11 protein-coding genes are annotated in these 18,291 nt (G+C 53.4%); 9 read left to right on the top strand and 2 right to left on the bottom strand.

The window, feature by feature from the left end:
• A complete protein-coding gene (gene oah, locus X474_RS23425) occupies nucleotides 1-1,140 on the top strand; it encodes a 6-oxocyclohex-1-ene-1-carbonyl-CoA hydratase (protein WP_044352410.1) in 1,140 nt (379 codons plus the stop codon).
• A gap of 90 nt (nucleotides 1,141-1,230) precedes the next feature.
• Complete coding sequence (locus X474_RS23420; protein ID WP_044352408.1) at nucleotides 1,231-1,995, top strand: enoyl-CoA hydratase/isomerase family protein; 765 nt, start codon at nucleotides 1,231-1,233, stop codon at nucleotides 1,993-1,995.
• A gap of 115 nt (nucleotides 1,996-2,110) precedes the next feature.
• Here the strand turns inward: X474_RS23420 and X474_RS23415 are convergent, their stop codons facing one another.
• Nucleotides 2,111-5,227, bottom strand: a complete 3,117-nt coding sequence (locus X474_RS23415; RefSeq protein ID WP_052515565.1) for a sigma 54-interacting transcriptional regulator — start codon at nucleotides 5,225-5,227, stop codon at nucleotides 2,111-2,113.
• Between the two features lie 290 nt (nucleotides 5,228-5,517).
• Here X474_RS23415 and X474_RS26975 point away from each other — a divergent pair, with 290 nt between their 5' ends.
• The 5 genes from X474_RS26975 to X474_RS23390 all read left to right on the top strand — a co-directional run bounded on the left by X474_RS26975 (nucleotide 5,518) and on the right by X474_RS23390 (nucleotide 12,462).
• A complete protein-coding gene (locus X474_RS26975; protein ID WP_082464602.1) occupies nucleotides 5,518-7,104 on the top strand; it encodes a dihydropteroate synthase in 1,587 nt (528 codons plus the stop codon).
• Nucleotides 7,105-7,159: 55 nt separating this feature from the next.
• Complete coding sequence (locus X474_RS23405) at nucleotides 7,160-8,443, top strand: L-lactate MFS transporter (protein ID WP_044352407.1); 1,284 nt, start codon at nucleotides 7,160-7,162, stop codon at nucleotides 8,441-8,443.
• 55 nt (nucleotides 8,444-8,498) lie between these two features.
• Nucleotides 8,499-9,752, top strand: a complete 1,254-nt coding sequence (locus tag X474_RS23400; RefSeq protein ID WP_044352406.1) for a uroporphyrinogen decarboxylase family protein — start codon at nucleotides 8,499-8,501, stop codon at nucleotides 9,750-9,752.
• Nucleotides 9,753-9,872: 120 nt separating this feature from the next.
• Nucleotides 9,873-10,625, top strand: a complete 753-nt coding sequence (locus X474_RS23395; protein ID WP_197282247.1) for a DUF1638 domain-containing protein — start codon at nucleotides 9,873-9,875, stop codon at nucleotides 10,623-10,625.
• A 13-nt stretch (nucleotides 10,626-10,638) separates the two neighbouring features.
• Nucleotides 10,639-12,462, top strand: coding sequence for an ASKHA domain-containing protein (locus X474_RS23390; protein WP_044352403.1), 1,824 nt, complete (start codon nucleotides 10,639-10,641; stop codon nucleotides 12,460-12,462).
• 129 nt (nucleotides 12,463-12,591) lie between these two features.
• Here X474_RS23390 and fdhF read toward each other — a convergent pair whose 3' ends face one another.
• Nucleotides 12,592-15,360: a formate dehydrogenase subunit alpha gene (gene fdhF / locus X474_RS23385; RefSeq protein ID WP_044352529.1), complete on the bottom strand. Its 2,769-nt coding sequence runs from the start codon at nucleotides 15,358-15,360 to the stop codon at nucleotides 12,592-12,594.
• Nucleotides 15,361-15,958: 598 nt separating this feature from the next.
• Here fdhF and lexA point away from each other — a divergent pair.
• Together lexA and X474_RS23375 are read left to right on the top strand one after the other, a co-directional pair.
• Nucleotides 15,959-16,558 (top strand): transcriptional repressor LexA, encoded by a 600-nt coding sequence (gene lexA, locus X474_RS23380; protein ID WP_044352527.1) that lies wholly within the window; start codon nucleotides 15,959-15,961, stop codon nucleotides 16,556-16,558.
• A gap of 922 nt (nucleotides 16,559-17,480) precedes the next feature.
• The gene (locus X474_RS23375; protein ID WP_044352401.1) at nucleotides 17,481-18,281 is read left to right on the top strand and encodes an amino acid ABC transporter permease; all 801 of its coding nucleotides are present in this window, start codon (nucleotides 17,481-17,483) and stop codon (nucleotides 18,279-18,281) included.
• Nucleotides 18,282-18,291: the final 10 nt, after the last annotated feature.

Genomic DNA, 18,291 nt, shown 5'->3' with positions numbered 1-18,291 from the left:
ATGTCCTTGGATTGGGTTCCCCGCGATCACGAATTGAGGGATCACAAATTATTTGGCGACCAGTATTGGGGCTCTGACGACGACGCCCCTTGCGTAGTCTACACCAAAAAACCCCTGACCAACCCCAAGTCGGGTGAAGAGGTGCCCGGCCTTTATGTGGCCGAAATCCGCCTCAACAACCCCAGGCAATACAACTCCTACACCACAGAGATGGTCAAGGGGGTTATCGCGGGCTTTGGCGCGGCCAGCGGCGACCGCTCGGTGGTGGCGGCGGTCTTTACAGCCACCGGCTTTGACGCCTTCTGCACCGGCGGCAACACCAAGGAATACAGCGAGTACTACTCCCGCCGCCCCAACGAGTACGGCGAGTACATGGACCTTTTCAACGGTATGGTTGACGCCATCCTGATGTGCAAAAAACCCACACTCTGCCGGGTCAACGGTATGAGGGTGGCGGGCGGTCAGGAAATCGGCATGGCCTGCGACCTGGCCTTTGCCAGTGACCTGGCTATCTTTGGCCAGGCCGGCGCGCGCCACGGTTCGGCCCCGGACGGCGGTTCCACGGACTTCTTGCCCTGGATGCTGAACATGGAAGACGCCATGTGGAACTGCGTCTCCTGCGAGATGTGGAGCGCCTATAAGATGAAGGCCAAAAACCTCATCTCCAAGGTGGTTCCGGTAATCAAAGACGGAGACAAATGGGTGAGAAACCCCATGATCATCACCGACAAATGGATCGAAGACGGTGAGGTCGTCTATGGCGAGTACTTAAAAGACAGAGACGCCATCAAGGCGGCCAGGGCCCAGATCAAGGAAGCAAACAAGAGCTTCGAACTCCTTGACAAGGAAGTTGGAAAAGTCGTCTGGACCTTTGCCAACCTGTTCCCGGGCTGCGTGATGAAGAGCATCGACGGCATCCGCGCCAAAAAGAAATTCTTCTGGGATCAGGCCAAGCTGCCGAACAGGCACTGGTTGATGGCCAACATGAACTACGAGGCCTATCTGGGCTTTGGCGCCTTTAACACCAAGAAGATTACCGGAACAGACACCATTGACTTCATCAAGATGCGCCAGCTTATTGCCGAAGGCGCCGAGGCCAATGACGCCATGTTTGAGGCTGTTTTGGGTAAACCCAAATAATCAAGACGCCCAAAAAACCAGGACGCAGACCCGGAACAGGGGTCTGCGTCCTTTAAAATTTCAGGCGAAAAAACCTAAGGAGTTCATGCCATGGCCTATGAACACATTCAATTTGAGATTAATGACGGCCTGGCCATCCTCACCCTGGACCGTGCGCCCTTAAATGTCCTGAACATTGCCATGATGAAAGAGATGAACCAGGCCTTGGATTCCATCGGCGAACAGCCGGTCAAGGTTCTTTTGATCAAGGCAACCGGCAAGGCCTTTAGCGCGGGCGTTGATGTGGGTGAGCACCTGGGGGATCAGGTTAACGAGATGATCGAGGTTTTCCACGGCATATTCCGCCGCATGGAGGCCTTGGGCGTTCCCACTGTGGCCCAGGTTCAGGGCGCGGCTTTGGGCGGTGGTTGCGAAGTGGTGGCCTACTGCGACCTGGTGGTGGCCAGTGAAAAGGCAACCCTGGGGCAACCGGAGATCCAGGTTGGAGTCTTCCCGCCGATCGCGGCCATGGTTTTCCCCAGGCAGCTTGGCTATAAAAAGGCCATGGAACTGATCCTGACCGGCGACATCATAGGCGCGGCCGAGGCCAAGGAAATCGGACTGGTCAACCAGGTGGTTCCTCCAGAAGATCTGGAAGAGGCAACCCAAAAACTTCTGAAAAAGCTTATGAAGCTCTCCGGGTTGGTGATGCGGCTCACCAAAAAGGCCGCCGTGGGTGGGCTTTTGGATGACAAGGCCAAGAGCCTTGAGTTCATTGAAAAGGTCTACCTCAAGGAAATGATGACCACCCGCGATGCGGAAGAGGGGTTAAAGGCCTTTTTGGAAAAAAGAAAACCTGAGTGGACTGAAAGCTGAACCGAAACATTCAGGGCTGGCAAGGCCTTTGACCGGCCTTGCCAGTCTTCTTTTAAGTTCCATGATTTACCGTTTCCTCCAGCCACTATATTCAAGACACCCCTTTTACCCGTATCTACAGGTATTTCTTATTAATATTCAACTTATTGAGTTTTGAATACAAAGTAGTGGGTTTCAGACCCAAAATTTCGGCCGCCCCTCCCTTGCCTGCAACCTTTCCGCCGCACCTCGCTAAGGCGGCAAGAATATGTTTGCGCTCCATTTCAGCCAGGAACAAAAATTCCCCGTTTTTAGCCTGAACCTCAGCCCTGCCCCTTAAATCGGGAAGCAAAAGCATTTCCCCCTCGCTTAAAATAACCGCCCGTTCAATAACATGCTTGAGTTCGCGCACATTTCCCGGCCAGGGATAATTCATGAGGCGCTGCATGTCGTTTTTGGTAATCCCCCTTATATTCCTGCTCATTTTCGAAGACAACTTCTTCAAGAAAAAATTAGCCAAAACCGCAATATCTTCCCGACGTTTGCGCAAAGGCGGGACCACTATTGGGAAAACCTTTAACCTGAAATAAAGGTCCGACCTGAACCTGCCCTCTTGCACCAACTGTTCCAAATCCTGATTAGTGGCAGCGATGAGCCTGAACTCCGAGCTTATCAGACGGTTGCCGCCGAGGCGTTGAAACTCTTTTTCCTGCAAGGCCCTTAGTAGCTTGGCCTGCACATCAAGGGGGAGATTGTCCACATCGTCCAGGAAAAGGGTGCCTTTGTCTGCCAGTTCAAAACGTCCCCGCCGGGTCCTGGCCGCTCCGGTAAACGCCCCCTTTTCATGCCCAAAGAGTTCACTGGCCACCACCCCCGGATCCAGGGAAGCGGTATCCACCGGAATAAAAGGTCCATCGGCTTGCTTGCCAAGTTTGTGGATGGCCCGGGCCACCAGCTCCTTGCCCACCCCGGTTTCACCAATAATAAGAACAGTGGTCCCAGTGGGAGCGACCTTGCGCACCTGTTCCAAAACCCCGCCCAAAGCTGCCGAATTGCCAACCATCCTGCCGTCATGATCTGCGAATTGCAACTCAGTGCGGTAAAGACGGGTTTCATCTTCCAATTTTTCCTTTAGTCCGTGAATCTCTTCATAAGCCCGGGCGTTATCAAGCGCCAAGGCCACATGGTTCAAAACCAAATCCAAAAAAGTAAGCACCTTGGCGGGCGGGGTCATGCCGACCAGGGTATTGTCCAGATAGATCACTCCCAGAAGTTGACCTTGCAGGCTGACCCTGCGGCAAAGGGACCAGCCCCTGCCAGGGGTCAAGCCCAACAGGGCGTCGCCTTTGGAGTTGAACTTTTCCAGGGGCTCCTGCCTGCTTACAAAGGCCTTCCTAACCAAATCAAGGCCAGGCGTGAACACCGGCGACTCAACCAGTGACTGTTCCAGGTTGCGACTGGCAACCAGGCGAATTTCCCCCTCATTACCTGAGACAAAAAAGCCCCCCCTTCCGGCCAGGGTAAGCTTCATTAATAGATTTATCACTCTTTCCAAAAGGTTGTTCCGGTCCAAAACCGTCCCCACGGCCACACCCAAATCAGTCATGACCCGGATAATGCGATCCTCTGCCGGTTCAGCCTCCAGATAGGGCCGCAGCTCATAGGGAAAGATCTCCTCGTTCACCGCCGCCAGAACCTTCCAAGCCTTTTTCAAAAGCCTCTTGGCGGTCTTTTCCTCTTCCTGCTCCAGGTGAATCTTGGCCAGCTCCACCTGGGTGCGGGCCAGCTCAAGACCGGCTCCGGCTTTTTCCAGGAGATTACGGCTGCGCAAAAGGCATTCCATCACCCGGCTTTTACCCAGCCCCTTTTTCTGCATGCGCCTGGCCTTGAACCTAAATCCCACCCCCTGCATATATATATCAGGCCAGTCCACCACCCTTTTCAACTCAGAGTCGTAATTCATCTCCGGGTGCACCATGCCCGCCTCTTCCAGGGCCTCCATGTACTCAAAGTTATAAGGCCCTCTGTGGTGGGGCCAACCTATCTCCCTGGATTTTTGATAGGCCTTCTTTTGGTAGTAAAAACAACCGGGAAGATCACCTTTCTTAAATAAAAGATACCCCTTGGCGGCATAGGAGGCCCAAAGGCGGTAATTGCCCAACTCTTCTTCAGGATGCTTAAAAACCTCATTCACCATGGCCCGGGCCTCTTCAAAATAATCGGCGTCGATCATGGTCAAAAGACTCATCACATTTGCGTCCATCTCTGCCTGAGGAAAGCCCAGGCTGCGCGCCTTTTGCCGCACCGCTTCCAATAAACCCAACCCCCTGGCGGTCTGGCCGCAGATGCCATAACACCAGCCCAAAGTGGCACAGGCTCTCAGAACCGGCTCCTCACTGGGAAACTCCTCCAAATTGCCGATGACTTCCTCATACCTGGCCACTGCCGCGGCCACCCTTCCCTGCCAGAACAAAAAATCCGTGGTGAAAAAAGCGGCCTCTTTTTTTATCTCCGGCTTTTCCAAGGCCAGGGCCAAACGCCAGGCCTCCTCAAACAACTGCCCGGCCTCCTGGTAATTGCCATGCAGCTTACGAATCTGCCCCAGGCGCAGATAAATCTTACACAGGCTGTTCAAGTCGTTGATATGGCGAGCCTTTTCCCTGGCCTCTTTAAGTATTTTTTCCTGTTTTTCCAAAGGGATGAGATGACCGGTTGCCGCCAGCATGCCCAGGGCAGAGTTGATCCAATCCGCCTTTTCCCGATCATTGGGCCTTTTTTCAGTCTTTGCCTCCAGGGTCATGCGGTAGTAAATGGCAGCCGCCTCCCTGGCCCCTATTTTAAGGCAATAATCAGCAGCCCTTAAAACAGGTTCCGGATCCCTTACCCGCAATTTGGAGAGGAAATAGGCATTGGCAATGACCAGCGAGGCATTAGGCTCGGGAAAAGCCCCCTTGGCCATGAGATCTATAAGTGAAGAGGCAATATCCCTGATCAGAGCCGGGTCTTCCCCTTGTAAAAACCGGTCTGTCGATTCCGCCCGCTTGAACTGATAATATCCCACACCGTTTTCAGGAGAAGTAGTCAGGATGCCGTTTTTTACCAACTCTTCAGCCAGGCTCAAGGCCGCGACCGGCGAGATGCCTCCCACCTCGATGAGAATGTCCAAGGAGACCGGAGGCGGCAAAAGTGAACACAATATCAAAATGCGCCTTTGCTCAACAGCCCTGTTTGCCGGGTCTGACTTTTCCTGCATAGCACTCCCACCTTTATAGGGAGACCTACCATAACATTTTTCGTAAAATTACGAAATATCCTAATTTAATAAAGCTAACCGTTCAAAGAAATTTTTATAAATATTTAATAATATCAAAATATTAAATCAATAATCCCGCTCAGGCACTTCCCTTGCAATCAGTTTACTTCAGACACCAGGAAGCGTTGCTTCGCAATATGCGACTAAAACCTGGCCCTGTTCGCCAAAAGTGTACAGACGGGCCAAAACTCGCATCCAAACAAAAAACCCTCGACTGGAGGTAGGCACAAATGATTGTCATTGGCGAAAAGATCAACGGCACCCGGGCGGAAGTGGCCCGAGCCATAAAAGACCGGGACGCCGACTTTATCAAGGAATTAGCCCTGAGCCAGGCCAGGGCGGGGGCTGACTACCTTGATATCAACGCAGGCACCCATCCGGACTCCGAACCTGAAGACATCATATGGTTGGTGGAAAATGTTCAATCTGTCAGCGACCTGCCCCTTTGCATTGACAGCGCCAACCCCAAGGCCCTTTTGGCCGGAATCAAGGCAGCGGACAAGCTTCCCATGCTGAACTCCCTAAGCGGAGAAAAAACCAGGGTCAACGGCGTGTTGCCCCTGGCTGGTGAATACAAGACCCCGCTGGTGGTCCTGGCCCTTGATGACAATGGCATTCCGGCCAAGGCTGAAGGACGCATGAAGATCATCCGGGACTTGGTGCAAAAATGCCGGGCAAAAGGCATGCAAGATGAACTGCTTTTCATTGACCCCTTAATCACCACCATAGCCACAGACAATCAAAGCGCCATAACCGCCTTTGAAACCATCCGTAAAATAAAAGCCGAGTTTCCCGAGGCCCATATAACCTGTGGCTTAAGCAACATCTCTTTTGGTCAGCCCGGCCGCAGCATCATAAACCAGGCCTTCAGCGCCATAGCCATTGAAGCCGGCTTGGACAGCGCCATCATAGACCCTACCAATCAAGAACTCAAAGCCAGCATCTACAGCGCGGAAATGCTCACAGGCAAAGACCCTGACTGCCTAAATTTCAACCAGGCGTTCCGCCAAGGGCTTATCGGTCAGCCCAAAAAAGAGGCTGATCTTGATCAAACCATTCAAAAAGCGATTGCCGATTTTCTCAAAGCGCTTGATCAGGCGGGAATAGCCAAGGCAAACCTCTGCCTTGAGCCTATGGCAAGCCAAGGGTCGGATTCCGGCCCGATTGCCGATCAAAAAAACTCCCAAGACGATCTGGCCGAACTGACCCGCGCATTAGTGAACATGAACCGGGACAAGGTATCCCAACTGACCCGCGATCTTTTGGAAAGCGAGGTGGATCCGCTGGCTGTCCTGGATGCCTCCAGAGACGCTATGGCCGAAGTGGGACGTCTGTTTGAGACAAATGAGTACTTTGTACCCGAGCTTATCCTGGCAGGACGCATGCTCAAGGAGGTCAGCGAGGCGGCCAAGCCCTATCTGGAAGGCCAGGGCGATCAGGGCCCCAAAAAAGGAAAAGTTCTTTTAGGCACAGTGGCCGGGGACATCCACGACATAGGCAAGGATATCGTGGGCACCATGCTGGATATCAACGGTTACGAGGTCAGGGACCTGGGGGTGGACGTGCCCTGCGAGCGATTTCTGGAAGCAGCCAAGGACTTCAAGCCCGATGTGGTGGCCTTGAGCGGATTCCTCACCCTGGCCTATGATCCCATGCGCGACAGTATAGCCGCAATCCGGGAGGCCGGTTTGGGTGATGTCAAATTCATGATAGGCGGAGGCCAGATAGACGAAAACGTTCGGGTCTATACCGGGGCGGACGCTTATGGCCTGGATGCAGTGGAGGCGGTGAAGCTCTGCGACGGCTGGATGGGCTGATCTAAGCGACTCTCCCTTTTAACAAGCTTTTTACCAACAAAAACGGAGGAGAATCATGAGCGGCCAACCCAACCCGGCCACATTGGAAACGGCTCCCGTCAAAAGTGGAATTTTGGGCGAAAAAAACCGTTGGCTCCAGGTGATCATCGGCTTTTTGATTTCCCTTACCCTGGGACTTCTCTATGCCTGGTCCATCTTTGTCATGCCCTTGGAAAAACAATTCGGCTGGTCCCGGGCCGAAACATCCATGGCCTTTACCATCTCCATTGTGTTTTTCGTAATCGGCATGATCATGGGCGGAAAACATAACGACAAAAAAGGCCCTAGAGTCGTGGTGACTATCGGCTCGGCCTGCCTTACCGCGGGCTTTTTCCTGGCCGCCACCACCGAAAGCCTGACCACCCTTTACCTTTCTTATGGAGTGCTCTGCGGATTCGGCATTGGCTATGCCAATATAGCCCCCATAGCCGTGGCCATGCGCTGGTTTCCGGACAGGCGCGGCCTGGTTTCAGGCATATTGGTAATGGGCTTCGGCCTGGCGGCTTTTGTGCTGGGCTCCGCGGCCAGCAAAATCATCTCCTCCATGGGCTGGCCCACGGCATTCAGGGTGCTTGGCGGCACCTCGCTGGTGCTTTGCCTTTTTGGAGCCCAGTTCATGAAATACCCGCCCGAGGGTTTTTTGCCCAAGGGTATGGAAAAACCAAAAACAGTTCAAAACAAAGAGGCAACCAAACAAAAAGCACAGGACTACGATTGGAAGCAGATGATGGGCACTGCAACCTGGTGGTTTTGGTGGACTTTTCATCTCATGGTGCTCACCGGCGGCCTCATGGTTATCGGCCACATTGTGCCCTTTGCCCTGGAAAGCGGAGTAAGCAAGGATTCAGCGATCTTTGCCATGGGTGTTTTTGCGGTTATGAACGGCCTGGGCCGGCTTTTGATAGGAGCCCTCTGGGATCGGATGGGCCGCAACAAAACCATGATTCTAAACGCCGCTCTGATGCTTATCGGCCTTCTGTGCTTGGGATTGTTAGTTAAAAGCCTGCATTTCCCCATCCTGGTGTTGGCAGTGCTTTTGATCGGCCTTGCCTATGGCGGCTGCATCCCCATTGCCTCTTCCCTGATCTCTGCCTGCTTTGGCAATAAATTCTTTGGCATCAACTACGGCCTGGCCACCACTCCGCTTTTGATCGCGGCTATGGTGGGGCCGTTTCTGGGAGGCTATCTGTACACCACCACCCACAGCTATGACACGGCCATCATGATCTCGGCCGCGCTTTCTGTGGTGGGGGTTCTGACTGGAATGCTGATAAAAGACCCCACCCCCCTGAAAAATTGAAATTACGACCTCTAATGAGCTTTCTTTTTTTTAAAAAACTGCTTAGGGAGAATCAATGAGCAAGGAAAACCAAATAAAATATCAGGAGCGGGAAAAGCGCCTCCTGGACGCCATAGCCTTAAAAGAGCCGGACCGGGTCCCGTTGGTGCCCTTATTTGCATTTTATAACTGCTATTTCACCGGCATCACCCCGCGCCAGGCCTATGAAGAACCGGAAATGGCCCTTGAAGCCTGGAGGCGCACCATAAAACATTTCCAGCCAGACGCCACTTACAGCGTTAATTTCACTGTCTATGCGCCTGACCAAGTTTTAAGCGGGCTGGATTTCAAGGCCATGAAATGGCCGGGCCACGGGGTGCCGGATGATCAGTCCTTCCAGTTTGTGGAAAGCGAATACATGCTCGAAGAAGAGTATGAAGAGTTTTTCCAAAACCGTTCTGAATTCTTTTTACGCAAAATGCTGCCGCGTCTGGCAGGCAACCTGCGGGGCTTGGCCAAGTTGCCCCCTTTAGAAACTGCCTCCCTGGGTTATGTCTGGCCCGGAGTGCTCCCGGCCTTTACCGACCCGGAGGTGACCCTGGCCCTGGAAACACTTTTAAAGATGTCCAAGGAACAGGCCAAGTGGGCCGGGCTCTGCGCAAAATTCGCCCAAGAGCTTAAAGACATGGGCTATCCCTCCATCAAGGAGCAAACGGTTTTGGCTCCCTATGACCTGGTGGCGGACAACCTGAGAGGAACCAGCGGCGCGGCCCAGGACCTTCTACTACAACCTGAGAAACTGATGCGCACAGTGGAGGAGTTGGCGCCTTTGATGTCCGGACTGGGGATAAAGGGAGCCAAGACCAAAAACAACCCCAGGGTCTTCATCCCCCTGCATAAGGGCACGGACAATTTCATGTCCTTGCGCCATTTTAAGAACTATTATTGGCCCTCTCTGCAAAAGCTTATCTTGGATTTGGTGGAAGCCGACTGCACCCCCTATCTTTTGGTGGAAGGGCTTTACAACTCCAGGCTGGATGTAATCAAGGACGTTCCGCCCGGCAAATGCATATATCATTTTGAAGCCACGGATATATACAAGGCCAAGGAGGTGCTGGGCGATACGGTTTGCATCATGGGCAACATGCCGAACTCCCTTTTGAATACCGGCACAGTCGAACAGGTGAAAGAAGAGACCAAACGCTTGATTGATCATTGCGGGGACGGAGGCGGCTATATCATGAGCGCCTCGGCCCTGATTGACCACGCCAAAACCGAAAACGTGGAGGCTTGGGTGGAGACCACCAGGGAATACGGCAAGTATCGTTAAGTAAACCGGAAGGGCGAACCAAGGAATAACCTTTAGCACAGAAAAATGCCGGGCCGGGGCCAAAAGGATTTCCGGTCCGGCACAAACTCCTTTATTGACAAGCGCAGGGAGCCAAGGTCCATGAGACTGCCACCCGGTACAGCTGTTCTGGCCTGCAAAGTATTTGCCCCGGAACTGAAGATGCTCAATATCCCGTCTGAAAAGATCAGCTTCCTCGAGCAGGGCCTGCACAATCATCCCCTTAAGCTGAGGAAAGAGTTGGGCCTTGCACTTAACTCCCTGGAAAAGGACCCCTCTACAGAGGAAGTTGTCCTTCTCTACGGTTACTGCGGCAGCGGGCTGGAGGGGCTTTCAAGTAAAAGGGTGAGGCTCAGGGCTCCGTTGGTCCATGATTGCATTCCCCTGCTTTTGGATTCCAGTCTCCCGCCGGATAAACTAAGCACTTCCGGACTTTTTTTTCTCAGCGCCGGATGGATTGACCACGGTAAAACTCCACTTACCGAATACTACCAAACCTGCAAACGCTATGACCCTGAAACAGCGCTCTGGATAGCCAAGGAAACCCTGAAAAGTTACACCAAGGTGGCCCTGATAACGGAACCCGGCCTGATCCAAGATCATCACCGGAACTATGCCCGCAGAATGGCCAAGCTGTTTGGGCTTGAATACCAAGAGGTAAAAGGAGGCCTGGGTTGGCTCACAAGCCTCTTAACCAGGCAAAAGAAAAGGGGTTCATTGAGCCTGGAACCGGGCTGCCCCGTTAGCCTGGAGCACTATGCCCAGGCCAGCTCAAGCGGAACCGCATCTCGATTTGACCAGGCTGTCCAACTGCAAATCGAATCCGATTGCCCGGAAACCGCCTTTGACCAGTAAAGGACAATTCAACATGGACTCCTCCTGCCAGTGTCTTGAGATTGCGCCCCCAAAAGGGCAAGGACAAGCCGCCCCTCTGATAGAGCTATTGAGCAAAGCGGGATACACCCTGCGTTTTGATTGCGGCGGCTTGGGGGTGTGCGGCAAATGTCTGGTGCGCATATCCTCCAGAGAGGCGGCATCCCCGCCCTCTCCCGCAGAATTCAAAAACCTTGGCCCGGAAAAACTGGGTCAAGGCTGGCGGCTGGCCTGTCAGGTCAAGGTGATAAAACCGCTCACCGTACAAATTCCCCGGCAGACACTCACAACCAGAGAGGCCTGCGGTAAAACAGATCTGCCCGATAGCTACCAAACCAATCCCCTGGTCAAGCGCATCCTGCTTGAGCCCACCCCCCTCACGGCTCAAGCAGGCTCCCTTTGGGAAGCCCAAGGCATTAACAGGGCAGACCAACGGGAAAAGCAACTGGCCAACCTGGGCGCTGCCAGGCAATTGGCCGGCTCCCTGAGGCCCGGGGAAAACACCACTTTAGTGACTCATCAAAAAAAAGGCATAGTTGCGGCCCACAAGGGAAAGCAACCCCAAAGCCTGGGCCTGGCCCTGGATCTTGGCACCACAACCCTGGCCGCCTATCTTTTGGATTTTGACACCGGAAAACTTCTGGCAGCCTCCAACTCGGCAAATCCGCAGGCATCGATGGGGCAGGATGTAATAAGCCGCATAGCCTACACCCGTAAACACAAAAAGGGGCTTGAACTCCTTAGCAGGCTGGTGCGGGACGAAATTAACAACCTGGCCAAGGCCTGCCTGCTTAAAGCAAAATTAGATCCCGGGAACATTGACGAAGTGTTGGCTGTGGGCAACAGCACAATGCAGCAAATTTTTTGCGGCCTTGACCCCTATGGCCTGGGGCAGGCGCCTTATCTTCCCTTTACCCAAAAGCCTCAGGACTTCTGCGCCCATGAAGTTGGCTTGAACCTGTCTCCGGGCATCAATGTACATATCTTCCCCGTGGTTTCGGGATTCATAGGGGGAGACACCCTGGCAGCGGCGATTGCCTGTGACCTCGACAAGCAAAAGGAAACCACACTGCTTGTAGATATAGGCACCAATGGAGAGTTGGTGCTTTGCCGTCAAGGCAGGCTCTGGGCCGCCAGTTGCGCCACAGGCCCCACTTTGGAAGGTGCTCATCTAAGCTGCGGCATGCGGGCCGTGAAAGGGGCCATACACCGATTTTCACTGGACCCATCTACTCTTATACCTCGCTACCAGGTAATAGGCGGGGAATCAGGGGCCCTTCCCAGCGGAATTTGCGGCTCGGGAGTGATCGACGTTGTGGCAGCCCTGCTAAAAGCCGGGGTGGTAAAACAAAACGGCCGCCTGGATGAAAGTAAACCAAAGGTTGAAATCGATGAAAAAGGGATCGGACAGTCTTTTACCCTGGTCCGGTCCGAAGATTCGGGAACAGGCCGGGACATCTGCCTCACCTTAAAGGATTTGCGCCAGATTCAACTCTCCAAGGCTGCCTTGGCCGCAGGCATTAAGCTTTTATTATCCCGGGCGGGGATTTCGCAGGTATCCCGGCTGATCCTCACCGGCGCTTTTGGGGCTCATTTTGACTGGCAAAGTGCGCGGGCCATAGGCATGATCCCTTGCCAAGCCGGAAAGATTGAGGCCATGGTCAACGCGGCCGGGTCTGGAGCGGCCCAAGCCTTGCTGGACCAGGATAAACGCCGCGAGGCTGCTCTTTTGGCAAATAAAATAGAGGTGCTGAATTTGGCCGGGGATCCTGATTTTCAGCTGACTTTTGCCGAAGAAATTGGTTTTCCCCCCAGTTAAAAGCAATTTTCAAATAAAGGCCATGAAGATTAAACCTCTCCCGTTTATTACATCCGGCCGGATATTTTTTTCCGGCCGGATGCCTTCCGAAGTATAGAGCCTATACATTTTACAGCCTGCGGAGGCAAATCAACTGCAGCCCAGCTTCTCCACCCTGACCGCGCAGGCTTTGTATTCGGCGGTCATGGAAACCGGGTCGTAAGCCTGGTTGGTGAGCCAGTTGGCGCACCCCTCGCGGAAATGAAAAGCCATCCACACCATGCCTTGTTGCACCTCCGGGGTCACCCTGGCGGTCAGCTCCACCTTTCCCCTGCGAGAAACCACCCTGACGCGATCACCGTCGCTGATACCCAAATGCCTGGCATCGGCGATGGAGATATCTGCGGTTTCCTTGCCCAAAAGATCGTTGAGCCCCTGGCAGCGGCCGGTTTGGGTGCGGGTGTGGTAGTGATACAGCCGACGTCCGGTGCTTAGAACCAGGGGGTATTTCTCATCTGCCACCTCGGCGGGCGGAGCCCATTCAAGCGCCTTGAAGTTGCCCAGACCGCAGGTAAAGCAGCCGTCCTTATGCAGGTAGGGCGTGCCCTTGTGGTTCAGGTCGGGCACTGGCCACTGCAGTCCGTCGTTTTGGATGCGGCTGTATTTGATACCGGCCATCTGGGGGGCCAGGCATGAAATTTCATTGTCCCAGATCTCGGCGCCGCTGTTTGAGTCCCATTGGTGTCCCATGCGCCCGGCGATCTCCTTGAAGATCCACCAGTTGGGCCGGGCCTCGCCCGGGGCCTCCACCGCCTTGCGCACCAGGCTCACCCGGCGTTCGCTGTTGGTAAAGGTGCCCTCGTCCTCGCTCCAGGCAGTTGCGGGAAAAATAACATCGGCGAATCGAGTGGTTTCATTGGGAAAGATATCGTTGACCACCAGGAACTCCGCCATTTCCAGGCAATGTTCCACATGGCTTATGTCCGGCTCGGTATTGGCCACGTTCTCGCCGAAGATATAAAGGCCGCGAATACTTTTGTCCTTCAAGCCGTTGAACATTTCAGGCATCATGCGGCCGATTTTATCATCAAGCAAAACGTCCCAAAAGTCTTGGAATTTAAACCTGCTCTCTACATCATCCACCTTTTGATAGCCGGGATACACATTGGGTAAAGCCCCCATGTCGCAGGCCCCCTGTACGTTGTTCTGCCCGCGCAAGGGATTCACTCCTCCGCACTCAAAGCCCACGTTGCCCAGGAGCATCTGCAGGTTGGCGGTGCTCATCACGTTATCCACCCCGCAGGTGTGTTCGGTGATGCCCAGGGTGTAGATCAACATAGCCGGTTTGACCGAGGCCAGGCGGCGGGCAGCCCGGCGGATCAGATCAGGGTCCAGTCCGGTGATCTCGGCCGCCCGCTCGGGCGTATAATCCATGACCGTGGCCTGCAACCCTTCAAACCCCCGGGTGCAATTTTGCACGTACTGTTTGTCATAGAGCCCCTCCGTGATCAGCACGTTCATCAGGCCGTTTATAAGCGCTACATCCGTGCCCACCTTGAGGGGCATATGTATGGAGGCAAAATCCTTCAAAGCCGTGGCCCTGGGATCCACTAAAATCAGATCAGCACCCTTGCGTACAGCGTTTTTGACAAATGTGGCGGCCACCGGGTGGGCCTCGGTCATATTGGACCCGATCACGAAAAACATTTTGGCTTTGCTGAAATCGGCAAAGCTGTTGGTCATGGCCCCGGAGCCAAACGATTGGGCCAGGCCGGCTACGGTGGGGGCATGGCAGACCCGGGCGCAGTGGTCGATATTGTTGGTTCCGATCACGGCCCGAAAAAGCTTTTGCATGTTATAGGAGTCTTCATTGGTGCTGCGGGCGCAGGAAATCCCGGCCAGGGCGTCGGCCCCGTATTTTTCCTTGATCTCCATGAATTTATCTGCCACCAGGTTCAATGCTTCATCCCAGGAGGCCTCGCGGAATTCACCGTTTTCCTTGATCAAAGGCGTGGTCAGGCGCTCGCTGGAATGAATGAAGTCATAGCCGAAACGGCCTTTCACGCATAGCCTCCCCTGGTTGGGTTGGGCGCTCTCCACCCCGGTCACCTTTATAATGCGACCATCTTTCACATGCAACCGGAGCTGGCAACCCACCCCGCAATAGGGACAGGTGGTGCGCACCAGATCCGCCTCGTGGGCATGGGACAGGCCAAAGGCTTTTTTCTCAAAAAGAGCACCCACAGGGCAGGCTTGCACGCATTCGCCGCAATGGGTGCACTTGTCGTAATCAGCCAGGGGAAACCAGGCGTTTTTCGGCTCCTGTTCCCTGCGCGGACCCCAGGGAACTGAAATGGCCAAGTTGACCTGCACCTCATTGCAGGCCTGTACACAACGCCCGCACTGGATGCAGCGGCTGAAATCCCGCACAAACATGGGGTGACTGTCGTCCAGGGGATAATCTCTTTCAGGAATTTCCAGGTCATTGACCCGCACGCCGTATTCCACCACCAAATCCTGCAGTTCACAGTCGCCGTGGGCCGGACATATGCTTTGGTGCCACGGTTTAGCCATGACTCTATGCTGAAAATCGGTCCATTGTTCCGGGGGTAGATCCATTGCAAAACAGTTATGCTCGCCGGAGGTGAGCAGCATTTCCAAGATAGCCTTACGCGCCTCACGCACCCGGGGGCTGTTGGTCAAAACTTCCATGCCGTGCCAGGCGGAAGTGCTGCATGAGGGGAGAAGAACTTCTGATCCGGCCACCTCCACCACGCATATTCGGCAGACTCCGGTGGCTTCGGCCTGAGGCAGATGGCACAGAGTGGGGATCCTGACACCCTGTGACCTGGCCACTTCCAGTATGGTCTGGCCGGGAGTAAAGGATGCTTCCATGCCGTTGATCGTCATTTGCGCCATTTGGTTTAATGTCCTTTCATCCGCCGGGGCTGGGGCGGCCGCGACGAGCTTGACCGGAAGATTTGGGAAAACCATTTCGGGGATTCAAGGACGGCGTCAGGCGCCGGACCGCCTGACGGGATTGGTCAGCGGCGGCTGAGATCAGACTCTTTGCCTTGGCTGAGTGGAACACGCCCCCTCCCCACGGAAAAACCCGTTCGAACCGACGGTTCGAAGTCAAGATCAACCCGGGAAGTTGACGGCTACTTGATGTATGTGAAGCTGGCGTGGATAGATAAATGACAGCTTCGGTTTAACCTTCTACCAAACCCGGGTAGCATCCTCTGGGTTAAGTCAGGTAAAACCGAAGTAAACAGCCATTATACACACCATTAGAGTTTTGGATTGGATAGCGTAATTAAAGACAAAATCTCGTGGCTTGTCAAATGGAAAGGTGCAAATGTGACGAGAACCCGCCCATGAACAAGGACAGATAACTTAACAGCTCTCACCGTTTTAAACAACAAGATGCAACTCATAGCTCCGGCTCGTTTTTTTATTGACCTCCACATCAACTCATGTATAGTAAAGAGTATATACTTACATGGAGGCCGGGACCATGACCAAGGGGCTTACAGACAGGCAAAAACAGGTTTTGGAATTTATACAGGAATTCCAGGCCGGGCATGGATTTTCCCCCACTGTGCGCGAGGTTGCCAGGAATTTCGGTTTTCGCTCCCCCCGGGCGGCTCATGACCATATCAAGGCTCTTGAAAAAAAAGGCTACCTCCACCCGGCCTCGGGCAGGCCCAGGGCCCTGGGCCTGGTCAAGCCTGTCAACGGCATACCTGTACTCGGCAGGATCGCGGCGGGCCAGCCCCTGTTGGCGGTGGAAGAGTCCGACGAAATACTTGGTCTGGAGCCTTCCTTTTTTGGTGCAGGGCGTTTCTTTGCCTTAAGGGTAAAGGGCGACTCCATGATCGAGGATCATATTGCCGAGGGTGATTTGGTTATCTTAAGGGCCCAGGAGACCGCCAACCCCGGTGAAGTTGCGGCAGTGCTTTTAGACGACGAAGTCACCCTGAAACACATCCATCCCCATAAAGAAGGCCTGGAGCTGCGCCCGGCCAACCAGGCCATGCAAAGCATCATCATCAGTTCAGAGGAAGAACCTCCCCGGATTTTAGGGATCATGGTAGGGCTTTTGCGTAAAAACTAGGCCCGTCAAAACCAAGCCCTGTCAATTACAGGGACTGTCCAACGGCCTTCAGGCAAATTACCGGCCTTTCAGTATCTTGCCTGCTGTCCTCAGCTGAAAATACCCTGACAATCAAACGGAATAGTTAGCGAATCCCTCGCGGTATTTTTTTGAATAATGAGTTTTTTCAAAAACGATTCATATAAAAGTCATCCTGTAAAAAAAACAGGAAACTTCGTTCCCATAGTTTGCTGACAAAGTCCTCCTGGGCTTTGTCAGAGGCCACTTGGCAAAAACGCGGTCTTGCCAAGTGGCTCGAATTACTGGCCTTATGAAAGCCTCTCAATTCGGCGGGCCGTCATTCGGGGTCCCCGAAAAATCAAAGATTTTTCAGGGGTGTGTCCTTGGCCCGCGTTCAGGCTGTTTGTCAACAGCCTGAGAACTTCGTTCCCACTTGACACTTTAGGCGCCCTTATTGACACTTTAGGCGACCTTATTTTTGACACGCCCGCTTTTGAGGCCAAGGTCCGGCCTTTTATTATCCGCCTTGTTCGACCCGATTAAATGCGGGCGTTTATATTTTGCGGAATTTGGCTAAACTATTTATACTCTGTAATACTTTAAAATTACGGATCAAATCCGTTTTTATCAACTTAAGGGCCCGGCATTTTGGACATTAGGAAGAATCGACACTAGAATGAATATAGGCTCAATAGTTCCCTTAAGCCTATTTTAGTGCTCCAACCCAAAACAGATCTTTCTTAAATAATATTTTCATTATGGGCCTTATGGATACAGGGCATTGAAAAGACGCGTCCCGGCCAATAGTATGAAAAGCTGGTTATGGTGCGCCGTAAAGGCAAGAGCAAGCCGAGAAACAAACTAAAACCATTAAATCGAATGGGCTTTTTGTCTGGGCAAAAACGCCCCAAAACGAGTTAAATTGCCTTTTAACAAACCTAAAAGAAGCACTGCCGCCACCGCCTGGGAGATAACCAAATTCATCCTTACGACCGGGGTTTTGGTTTGGCTGGTCGTCAGAGGTTCAAAAGGGCTCGGCTATAACTGGCAGTGGTATCGAGTGCCCCAATACCTCTATTCCCTTGACGCAGGCGGTTTTGTGGCCGGGCCTCTTCTAGAGGGGCTTTGGGTCACCTTGAAAATCACCTTTTTCAGTTTTTTCCTGGCTTTTTTCTTTGGCCTGACAACCGCTTTGTTCAGGCTTTCAGACTCCTGGGCAGCCAGGGGATTAGCCAGGTTCTATCTGGAAACGATCCGCAATTCGCCGCTGCTTATCCAGATTTTTTTCATGTACTTTGTCATCGCACCCATATTGGATATAAACGCGTTCACCTCGGCTGTGGTGAGCTTAAGCCTTTTTGAAGGGGCCTACACTTCAGAAATAATCAGGGCGGGCATCCAGGCCATCCCCAAGGGGCAATGGGAGGCGTGCCACAGCCTGGGCTTGAGCGGATTTGACACCCTGCGCAAGGTGATACTGCCCCAGGCCATGCGCCATATGCTGCCGCCGTTGACCGGCCAGGCGGTTTCCTTGATCAAAGACTCGGCCCTGGTGAGCACCATAGCCATATATGATCTGACCATGCAGGCCCAGGCTGTTATATCCGAAACCTTTCTCACCTTTGAGATATGGTTTACAGTAGCGGGTATATACCTTTTACTCACCGCATCCCTTTCTTTTCTGGTCTCCCGTTTGGAAGACCGCATGATTGAAACAGCCTGAGCAGCTTAGC

The sequence above is a fragment of the Dethiosulfatarculus sandiegensis genome, assembly GCF_000931935.2.
Classification (GTDB): Bacteria; Desulfobacterota; Desulfarculia; order Desulfarculales; family Desulfarculaceae; genus Dethiosulfatarculus; species Dethiosulfatarculus sandiegensis.
This window is presented reverse-complemented; position numbering and strand designations above follow the sequence as displayed.